The sequence below is a fragment of the Streptomyces sp. ID05-39B genome (assembly GCF_033794725.1).
Taxonomy (GTDB): Bacteria; Actinomycetota; Actinomycetes; order Streptomycetales; family Streptomycetaceae; genus Streptomyces; species Streptomyces bobili.
The window spans coordinates 21,971-31,072 of record NZ_JARGEF010000080.1; the positions used below are offsets into that span (position 1 = coordinate 21,971).

Annotated in this window: 10 protein-coding genes; 4 read left to right on the plus strand and 6 right to left on the minus strand. The window is 72.6% G+C overall.

Going from position 1 to position 9,102, the window contains the following annotated elements; translation table 11 throughout:
* Nucleotides 1-16: 16 nt before the first annotated feature.
* Together P1P75_RS19130 and miaA are read right to left on the minus strand one after the other, a co-directional pair.
* Nucleotides 17-610, minus strand: a complete 594-nt coding sequence (locus P1P75_RS19130; RefSeq protein ID WP_319256870.1) for a hypothetical protein — start codon at nt 608-610, stop codon at nt 17-19.
* A 108-nt stretch (nt 611-718) separates the two neighbouring features.
* A complete protein-coding gene (miaA, locus tag P1P75_RS19135; protein ID WP_319256850.1) occupies nt 719-1,657 on the minus strand; it encodes a tRNA (adenosine(37)-N6)-dimethylallyltransferase MiaA in 939 nt (312 codons plus the stop codon).
* 182 nt (nt 1,658-1,839) lie between these two features.
* Here miaA and P1P75_RS19140 point away from each other — a divergent pair, with 182 nt between their 5' ends.
* Nucleotides 1,840-2,094 carry a hypothetical protein gene (locus P1P75_RS19140; RefSeq protein WP_319256853.1) on the plus strand — a complete coding sequence of 85 codons (255 nt, stop codon included), beginning with the start codon at nt 1,840-1,842 and terminating at the stop codon, nt 2,092-2,094.
* Nucleotides 2,095-2,118: 24 nt separating this feature from the next.
* Nucleotides 2,119-2,388 carry an antitoxin gene (locus P1P75_RS19145; RefSeq protein ID WP_086769764.1) on the plus strand — a complete coding sequence of 90 codons (270 nt, stop codon included), beginning with the start codon at nt 2,119-2,121 and terminating at the stop codon, nt 2,386-2,388.
* A gap of 96 nt (nt 2,389-2,484) precedes the next feature.
* On the opposite strand, the gene P1P75_RS19150 is transcribed toward P1P75_RS19145, so the two are convergent.
* From P1P75_RS19150 to P1P75_RS19165, 4 genes are all read right to left on the minus strand, one after another.
* Nucleotides 2,485-3,201, minus strand: a complete 717-nt coding sequence (locus P1P75_RS19150) for a class III extradiol dioxygenase subunit B-like domain-containing protein (RefSeq protein ID WP_319256855.1) — start codon at nt 3,199-3,201, stop codon at nt 2,485-2,487.
* 75 nt (nt 3,202-3,276) lie between these two features.
* Entirely contained in the window at nt 3,277-4,803 is a 1,527-nt protein-coding gene (gene miaB / locus P1P75_RS19155; RefSeq protein WP_319256857.1) for a tRNA (N6-isopentenyl adenosine(37)-C2)-methylthiotransferase MiaB, read from the minus strand.
* A 232-nt stretch (nt 4,804-5,035) separates the two neighbouring features.
* Complete coding sequence (locus tag P1P75_RS19160; RefSeq protein WP_319256859.1) at nt 5,036-5,707, minus strand: response regulator transcription factor; 672 nt, start codon at nt 5,705-5,707, stop codon at nt 5,036-5,038.
* 76 nt (nt 5,708-5,783) lie between these two features.
* Entirely contained in the window at nt 5,784-6,761 is a 978-nt protein-coding gene (locus P1P75_RS19165; protein ID WP_319256861.1) for a sensor histidine kinase, read from the minus strand.
* Between the two features lie 342 nt (nt 6,762-7,103).
* On the opposite strand from P1P75_RS19165, the gene P1P75_RS19170 reads away from it, so the two are divergent.
* Both P1P75_RS19170 and P1P75_RS19175 read left to right on the plus strand, forming a co-directional pair.
* Nucleotides 7,104-7,589 carry a TrkA C-terminal domain-containing protein gene (locus tag P1P75_RS19170; protein ID WP_319256863.1) on the plus strand — a complete coding sequence of 162 codons (486 nt, stop codon included), beginning with the start codon at nt 7,104-7,106 and terminating at the stop codon, nt 7,587-7,589.
* Nucleotides 7,590-7,593: 4 nt separating this feature from the next.
* Nucleotides 7,594-8,820, plus strand: a complete 1,227-nt coding sequence (locus tag P1P75_RS19175; protein WP_319256865.1) for a cation:proton antiporter — start codon at nt 7,594-7,596, stop codon at nt 8,818-8,820.
* The last annotated feature ends 282 nt before the right edge of the window (nt 8,821-9,102 follow it).

Sequence of the window (9,102 nt, forward strand, 5' to 3'; positions counted from 1 at the left end):
GGGCAGCGGGCGGGACCTAGCGGAGCCGCGCGACCCGCCCGACAGCCAGGACCACGACCGCGGCGACCAGGACGACGTAGGCGAGGACGACCCGCCAGTCCGGGCGGCGGCCGGAGCCGCGCTGGGGCAGACCGGGCCAGGTGTAGCCGACGCGGCGGGCGGCCATCATCCCCCAGCCTGCCGCGCAGGAGCAGATCAGCAGGCCCAGCATGGCGATCACGGCCCCGCTGTCGCCGAAGTCGAAGGCGAGCGGGAAGGCGAACATCAGGGAGCCCGTGGCGGCCAGGGCGACGATCGGGGCGAGCTGCCAGATCCGCAGCCGGCGCTGGGGGCGCAGTTCGACCTCGACCTCCGGGCCGCCGGCGAACATCTCCTCCGGCTCGGGGCCGTCGGCGGTCACGCCGTCCTCGGCGTCGTCCGTGTCGTCGGCGTCGTCCACGTCGTCGATGCCGCTCGGGCCGTCGGTGTCGTCCGGTCCGCCGATGCCTTGCGGGCCGTCGATCTCGTCCGGACCGTCCGAACTCAGACGGCCTTCCTCAGGCTCCGGTTCACCCCGCTCGGGGGTGACGTGCTCGGTGCCTTGTGCGGTGTCGCGAGGGCTGGCCTCCATCGCCACGCGCCCTCCCAACTCGGACTCCACTTGGTCGATCGAAGCTCGATGATGGCATGGCACCGGAGGCCCGGATGACGGCCTGAGCGTCCCGATGCCATGACGTGATCAGGCTGTGACCGGTCGTTCGACCAACGCCAGCGCGAGCCGCGGAAGTTCCCTGAGGTCCGTCGCGGCCCCACTCAGCCAGTGCACCCGCGGATCGCGTCTGAACCACGAATCCTGACGGCGCGCGAAGCGCTTGGTGGCACGGACGGTCTCCGTGCGCGCCTCCTCGTCGGTGCATTCACCGGCCAGCGACGCGAGGACCTGCTGGTAGCCGAGCGCGCGGGAGGCCGTACGCCCCTCGCGCAGGCCTTGCGCCTCCAGCGCGCGTACCTCGTTGACGAGCCCCGCGTCCCACATCCGGTCGACCCGGCGGGCGATGCGCTCGTCGAGTTCGGGGCGGGTCACGTCGACGCCGATCTGGATCGTGTCGTAGACGGAGTCGTGCCCCGGCAGATTGGCCGTGAAGGGCTTCCCGGTGATCTCGATCACTTCGAGGGCGCGGACGATGCGGCGGCCGTTGCTCGGCAGGATCGCGTGCGCCGCTTCGGGGTCGGCAGCGGCCAGGCGGGCATGCAGCGCACCCGAACCGCGCAGCGTCAGTTCCTCCTCCAGCCGGGCCCTGACCTCGGGGTCGGTGCCGGGGAACTCCAGGTTGTCCACGGCGCCGCGGACGTACAGTCCGGAGCCGCCGACGAGGATCGGCCAGCGGCCCTCTGCGAGGAGGGCGTCGATGCGGGCGCGGGCCAGCCTCTGGTACTCGGCGACCGAGGCGGTGACGGTGACGTCCCAGATGTCGAGCAGGTGGTGGGGGACCCCACCGCGTTCCTCGGGCGTCAGCTTGGCGGTGCCGATGTCCATCCCTCGGTACAGCTGCATGGAGTCGGCGTTGACGACCTCGCCGCCGAGCCGTTGGGCCAGAAAAACGCCCAGATCGGACTTTCCGGCCGCGGTCGGTCCGACGACGGCGATGACGCGGGGGGTGGGGGGTGCGCTGCTCACCGGACCAGTCTCCCAAACGTCACACCGTGCCCTCGAACGAGTTAGGTGACAGGACTCGCCCCGACTCGTTGCCCGTTGCGAGATTTCCGTCGCCCGTTCTCGGGGCGGCGCGCACCGGTGACGCAAACGGACGCACCGGGTTACGCGGGATTTCGCCCGCACGAGTACCGTATGGAGTGAATATGGGCGTTATGGCACGGCTTTTCCGTAGGTCGAAGGCCACGCAGGAAGCGGCCGCCGACGCGACGGTTCCAGAGGAGACGGTGACGCAGGACACGACCGCACAGGAGACGACGGCCACCACGGGGACATCGACAGGTTCGCCCGCGGGCGGCACCAAGGTGGAGGAATCCGCCGAGGACGGCGTCGGTATCCCGCGGCAGCAGTCGTCCGGGGAGGCCGTCGAGAGTGAGGCCGACGACAGCGCCCGCACCTGACGGACCCGCCAGGGAAGGTGACCCATGGGTCTTTTGAACAACCTGAAGGCCAAGCTCAGCCCGGCCAAGGACAAGGTCTCCGGCCTCGCGCAACAGCACGGGGACAAGATCCAGCACGGGATCGACAAGGCCGCCCACGTCGTCGACGAGCGGACGAAGGGCAAGTACTCGAACAAGATCGAGTCGGGCACCGGCAAGGCCAAGGGCGCGGTGGACCGACTCGCGCACAAGGACGAGCCGGGGGCGGCCGGTGACACGTTCACGCCCCCGAGCACGCCTCCGCCGACGTCCTGAACGACGACGGGCGACGGCGGGAGCGGCGGACGGCCGCGGGGCGGCAGACGCCCGCGGCCGTCCGCCGCTCCGTGCGGACGCCCTCCGGGACGCGGGCTACGACCAGGCCACGACCACGTATCCGACTCCGTACGGGGCGTCCTCGTACAGCAGGGTGCCGGACAGGCCGGCGGTCTCGGCCGCGCCCGCGAGGACCTGCCAGGGAGCCCTGCCTGCCGCCTTCAGCTCGCGGGCCAGTCCGGCGTCGAGCGCCTTGAGGGCCGCGATGTCGGCGGCGCCCAGCGCCCGTGCGGCCGCCGTGTCGAAGGGCACCGCGCGTTCGTCGAGGTAGCCCGGCGCCTTCAGCGTGCGGCACGCGCTCGCGTCGCCCATCACCAGCAGCGCCACCCGGCCGGGCTGGGCGCCGATCTCCCGTCCGGCCTCGGCGCATCGCTCCGGTGCCAGGGGGTCCCCCACGCCGAGCCCCTCGACCGGGGCACTCGACCAGCCGGCCCGTCCGAGCAGCCAGGCGCCGACGGCGAGGGAGGGCGGCAGCTCCCGCCCGGACACCGTGTCCTTGCCCGGCCGGCCGAGCCGTACGGCGAGGTCCACGCCGAAGCCGCGGAACGAACCCTGCGTGCCCTCGGGATACGTGCCCCGCCCTGCCTCCTCTGCGGGGCCGATCACCACGAGCCGGTCCGGCCGGGCGGCGGCGAGCACCGCCACCGCGTCCGAGCAGGCGGTACGCGCGGCGTCCAGCTCGGATGCGGCGCCCGCGGCCACCTCGGGCACGAGCAGGGGCGGGCAGGGGCACACTGCGGCAGCGACAAGCATGATCGGCAGGGTAAGCCCCGGGACGCCTCACCCGCGCGCGGGGGCACCGGCGTGCGCCCGGGCGGGGTGCCTCGGTCAGTCGGAGCCGCAGCCGCCGGTGGCCACCGGGAGCGGGGCCGGGGCGCCGATCGTGGGCAGGCCCAGCATGACGCCGGCCGGCTTGGCCGCCTTCTCCGCGGTGCGCTTCTCCCAGGCGTCACCCGCGCGCGTGCGGCGCACGTCGAGAACCCGGCCCTCGGCGAGGAGGTGGTGCGGGGCGGCGTAGGTGATGTCGACCGTGACGACGTCGCCGGGGCGGACCGCCTGCTCCGGCTTGGTGAAGTGGACCAGGCGGTTGTCGGCGGCACGGCCGGAGAGGCGGTGGGTGGCGCCGTCCTTGCGGCCCTCGCCCTCGGCGACCATCAGCTCCAGGGTGCGGCCGACCTGCTTCTTGTTCTCCTCCCAGGAGATCTCCTCCTGGAGGGCGACGAGACGCTCGTAGCGCGCCTGGACGACCGCCTTGGGGATCTGGTTCTCCATGGTGGCGGCCGGGGTGCCTGGCCGCTTGGAGTACTGGAAGGTGAACGCCTGGGCGAACCGCGCCTCGCGCACCACGTGCAGGGTCTCCTCGAAGTCCTCCTCGGTCTCGCCGGGGAAGCCCACGATGATGTCGGTGGTGATCGCGGCGTGCGGGATGGCCGCGCGGACATTCTCGATGATCTTCAGGTAGCGCTCCTGGCGATACGAGCGGCGCATCGCCTTGAGGACCGTGTCCGAGCCGGACTGGAGCGGCATGTGCAGCTGCGGCATCACGTTCGGCGTCTCGGCCATGGCGGCGATGACGTCGTCGGTGAAGTCGCGCGGGTGCGGTGAGGTGAACCGCACGCGCTCGAGGCCCTCGATCGTCCCGCACGCGCGCAGGAGCTTGCCGAACGCCTCACGGTCACCGATGTCGGAGCCGTACGCGTTGACGTTCTGTCCGAGCAGCGTGATCTCGCTGACGCCCTCGCCCACCAGGGCCTCGATCTCGGCGAGGATGTCGCCGGTACGGCGGTCCTTCTCCTTGCCGCGCAGGGCGGGGACGATGCAGAAGGTGCAGGTGTTGTTGCAGCCGACGGAGATCGACACCCAGGCCGCGTACGCGCTCTCCCGGCGCGTGGGCAGGGTCGAGGGGAACGCCTCCAGGGACTCGGCGATCTCGACCTGCGCCTCTTCCTGCACGCGCGCGCGTTCCAGCAGGACGGGGAGCTTGCCGATGTTGTGGGTGCCGAAGACGACGTCGACCCAGGGGGCCTTCTTCACGATGGTGTCGCGGTCCTTCTGCGCCAGGCAGCCGCCGACCGCGATCTGCATGCCGGGCCGCGAGGCCTTCTTCGGAGCGAGGCGGCCGAGGTTGCCGTACAGCCGGTTGTCGGCGTTCTCCCGCACCGCGCAGGTGTTGAAGACGACGACGTCCGCGTCGCCGTCCGACCCCTCGGGAGCGCGCACGTACCCGGCGTCTTCGAGCAGACCGGACAATCGCTCGGAGTCGTGGACGTTCATCTGGCACCCATAGGTGCGAATCTCGTAGCTCTTGGGTGCGGGAACGTCCACTGCGAGGCTCCGGTCGCTGCTGCTGGTCATGCCTCAAGGGTAGGCGGTCCCCGGGAGACCCCCGTCCGGTGCTCACGGGCCGCCTGCGCGACTCCCACGGCCGGGCCGTGGACGGGTCGGGGCAGAGCCCCCGCCCTCGCCCTGCACCGCAGGGTCCGGGCCTGCGGGAGCGGATACCGGAGCGCCCGCACATCCGGGCGGCGTACGTGCACGCGGGCGCGTGAGCGCGCGTGACCGCACGGGACGGGGGCCCGGAGGCGGGTCAGGGGTCGATCAGGCCCGCCCGGATGGCGTAGCGCGTGAGTTCCAGGCGGTCGCGCATGCCGAGCTTCTGGAGGAGGTTCGCGCGGTGCCTTTCGACGGTCTTGGTGCTGATGAAGAGGAGCGTGCCGATCTCCTTGGAGGTGTGTCCTTCGGCGACGAGCTTGAGGATCTCCTCCTCGCGCTCGGTGATGGGCCGGTCGGGCAGCCCGTCCACGTCGGCGCCGCGGTGCAGCCGTTCGAGGTACGACCGCACGAGCGCCCGCTCCGCTCCCGGGTAGATGAACGGCTCGTCGCGCACCGCGGCCCGGCACGCCTCGACGAGGTCGCGGTCGGCGACGGACTTCAGGACGTATCCGCCCGCCCCGGCCTTGAGGGCCTCGAAGAAGTACTGCTCGTTGTCGTACATGGTGAGGATGAGTATCCGCAGGCCGGGCAGTCGGCGGGAAAGTTCGCGGGCCGCCTGGAGGCCGGTCATCCGGGGCATGGCCACGTCGAGGACGGCCAGGTCGATGTCGCCCGCGCGGGCACGCTCCACTGCCTCGGCCCCGTCGCCCGCCTCCGCGACGACCGTCAGGTCGGGTTCGCCGTCCAGGATGAGCCGTACGCCGCGGCGCACGAGGGTGTGGTCGTCGGCGAGGAGCACACGGGTCGGTGCGGGCTCGTCGGTCATCGGCGGTCTCCGGGGACGCTGGGGCGGGAGGGGTACGTGGTCGGCGGAGCCCTCCGCCGTGAGGGGCGTACGGCCGTCATGGGAGCTCGCCTGCGGGAGGCGGAAGCGCGGTGGGCGCGGTGGGCGCGGTCCGCAGACGTACGGCCGTCCCGCCGCCGGAGCCGGGGCCGAAGGTGAACGTCGCGCCGATGAGCAGGGCACGTTCCCGCATGCCCAGGACACCGGCGCCCTCCCCTGCCGTCGGCCCGGGGCCCCGGCCGTTGTCACGTACGAGGAGTTCGACGCCGTCGGCGACCGGCCGGAGGCTCAGTTCGGCCCGGTCGGCGCCGGAGTGCCGGGCGGTGTTGGTGAGGGCTTCCTGGGCCACCCGGTAGAGCACCAGCTCGGTCTCCTCGGTCAGCGCGGGCAGCCCGGGGCGCACCTCCGGGCGGACCGTGAGCCCATGGGTGGTGAACTCGGCGGCGAGCGAACGCAGGGCGCTGACCAGGCCGAGTTCGTCCAGGACTCCGGGGCGCAGACGGCGCGCGATCCGGCGGATCTCGTCAAGGCCGGCGCGGGTGGCCTCCTGCGCCTGGCCCACCTCGTCGCGGAGGCCGTCGGGGGCGCGGTCGGCGACACGCTTGAGCTGGAGGAGGACGGCGGTGAGGGTCTGGCCGACCTCGTCGTGCAGTTCGCGGGCGATGCGATGGCGTTCGCGTTCCTGGGCGGACAGGGCGCGGGCCGCGCTGGTCGCGCGCTCGGCCTCCAGCCGGTCGAGCATGGCGTTGTACGTCCGGATCAGCTCGGCCGTCTCCACCGGACCGGAGACGACGGCACGGGCACCGGGGTGCAGCAGGTCGGCGTCGGTCATGGCGCGGGCGAGCCGCCCGAGCGGGGCCAGTCCGACGCGCAGCACGACGGCGTTGACGGTCAGGAGCGATGCCAGGCCCACCGCGATGACGAACGCCTCGGCCGGCAGAACGGGAGTGGAAACGGTGACCGGACCCAGGAGCAGCGCGGCGGCCACGACCAGGCCGAGGGCGTTGAGGGCGAAGATGCGCCAGAACAACGACACGCGCGCGGCTCCTCCTCTCTTCCCCTCGGTTCCCACCGACCGGCTGCCGTGCGGCGGCGAAGCCGTACCCGCCTCGTCCGTCGCGGACCATGACGCCGCCGGGACCAGCTTCTCCGCCCTGCGCCGGCCCTGTCCATCCGTGACGACACCCATGTCGCCACCGTACGGGGGGATGGCAGCATGATGGTTCGGCGTACTGGTGACCGACGGCCCCGAGGGCCGGTCCGGCACCGGCCATCGCCGCCCGCGTCCCGCACCGGCTGTGGTTCCGGCACCGGCTCCGGCACCCGTACCGGCTCTGGCTCCGGACGTCACCGCCCACCACCTCAAGGGGAAGAAACCGTGTCCGCTCCACGCCTCCGGACGACACCGCTGCCAGGCATCGGCGTCCAGTACGACCTCGTGACGCGGGAGCAGCGGCACCTGTCCGTGGTGGCCCACCGCGACGGAAACCGGACGGTGAGTGTGTACCGGGCCGACGACCCGGACTCCTGCGCGCAGTCGGTGCGGCTGTCGGGCGCCGAGGCGGGCGCGCTGATCGACGCCCTGAAGCCGTCGCACCACAGCGCGAGCCTGCTGTACACGACCGACCTCGGACTGGTCGCCGAGCGCATCGAGGTGGCCTCGACCTCCCACTGGAACGGGCGGCTGCTGGGCGAGACCCGGATGCGCACGGAGACCGGCGCATCGATCGTGGCGGTGCTGCGGCGGGCCGACGCGATCCCCTCACCGGCGCCCGACTTCCGGCTGGCGGGCGGGGACACCCTCATCGTGATCGGCACCCGCGAGGGCGTCGACACGGCCGCGGCGATCCTCGGTCGGGAGTGAACCGGTGCACTCCTCCGCGGTCCTGCTGATCGAGTTCGGTTCCATCATCCTCGGGCTGGGCCTGCTCGGCCGGTTCGCCGCCCGCTTCCAGTTCTCGCCGATCCCCCTCTATCTGCTCGCCGGTCTCGCCTTCGGCGAGGGCGGGCTGCTCCCGCTGGGTGCGAGCGAGGAGTTCGTGGCCATCGGCGCCGAGATCGGCGTCATCCTGCTGCTGCTGATGCTGGGCCTGGAGTACACGGCGAGCGATCTGGTCTCCAACCTCAAGGCCCACTACCCGTCCGGCCTGGTCGACTTCACGCTCAACGCGCTGCCGGGCGCGGCCGCCGCACTGCTGCTGGGCTGGGGTCCGGTGGCGGCCGTGGTGCTGGCGGGCGTCACCTGGATCTCCTCCTCCGGGGTGATCGCCAAGGTGCTGGGCGACCTGGGCCGGGTCGGCAACCGGGAGACGCCGGTGATCCTGAGCGTCCTGGTGCTGGAGGACCTGGCGATGGCGGTCTACCTGCCGATCGTCACCGCCCTGGTGGCGGGCGTCGGGCTGGCGGCCGGCAGTGTGACCCTGGCGGTGGCGCTGGGGGCCGCGGGACTCGTCCTCTTCGTGGCGCTGCGGTACGGCAGGGTCCTCTCGCGGTTCGTGTCCAGCGACGACCCGGAGAAGCTGCTCCTCGTGGTCCTGGGGCTGACGATCCTGGTCGCCGGTGTGGCGCAGCAGCTCCAGGTGTCGGCGGCGGTCGGCGCGTTCCTGGTCGGCATCGCGCTGTCCGGTGAGGTGGCCGAGGGCGCGCACACGCTGCTGAGTCCGCTGCGGGACCTGTTCGCGGCCGTCTTCTTCGTGTTCTTCGGGCTGCACACCGATCCGGCGAGCATTCCCCCGGTGCTGGTGCCCGCGCTGGCGCTCGCGGTGGTGACCGCGGGGACGAAGATCGCGACGGGCTACTGGGCGGCGCGGCGCGCCGGGATCTCGGTCAAGGGCCGCTGGCGCGCGGGCGGTGCGCTGGTGGCGCGCGGGGAGTTCTCGATCGTCATCGCGGGGCTGGCGGTCACCGCGGGCATCGAGCCGTCCCTGGGCCCGTTGGCGACGGCGTACGTCCTGATCCTGGTCGTCCTCGGCCCGCTCACCGCCCGCTACACGGAACCCCTGGCCGGCCGCTGGGCGCGCCTGCGCGAGGCGCGCCGACCTCCGGCGGAGGAGCCGGCGCCCGAGGCACTCACGGAGCAGCCGGTGGGCGACTGAGGGGACGGGACCGGACGGGGGCGGCACCCGTGGGCCAGCAGGACAACACCGGTGGCACAGGTCACATCAGGGCGGGACCGAATCCCGGATCACGGGCGGAACGACCATGGCATGCCATGGGCATGCCATGGTCGTTCCGCCCGTGATCCGGGATTCGGTCCCGCCCTGATGTGACCTGTGCCACCGGTGTTGTCCTGCTGGCCCCCGGGTGCCGCCCCCGTCCGGTCCCGTCCCCCCAGTCGCCCACCGGCTGCCCCGTGAGTGCCTCCGGCCCCGGCTCCT

What these genes read in the sequence shown, in the direction of transcription:
- P1P75_RS19145 (WP_086769764.1), top strand. Translation starts at nt 2,119, where the DNA reads ATGGGTCTTTTGAACAACCTGAAGGCCAAGCTCAGCCCGGCCAAGGAC.
- P1P75_RS19140 (WP_319256853.1), top strand. Translation starts at nt 1,840, where the DNA reads ATGGGCGTTATGGCACGGCTTTTCCGTAGGTCGAAGGCCACGCAGGAA.
- P1P75_RS19130 (WP_319256870.1), bottom strand. Translation starts at nt 610, where the DNA reads ATGGAGGCCAGCCCTCGCGACACCGCACAAGGCACCGAGCACGTCACC.
- P1P75_RS19160 (WP_319256859.1), bottom strand. Translation starts at nt 5,707, where the DNA reads ATGACCGACGAGCCCGCACCGACCCGTGTGCTCCTCGCCGACGACCAC.
- miaB (WP_319256857.1), bottom strand. Translation starts at nt 4,803, where the DNA reads ATGACCAGCAGCAGCGACCGGAGCCTCGCAGTGGACGTTCCCGCACCC.
- P1P75_RS19150 (WP_319256855.1), bottom strand. Translation starts at nt 3,201, where the DNA reads ATGCTTGTCGCTGCCGCAGTGTGCCCCTGCCCGCCCCTGCTCGTGCCC.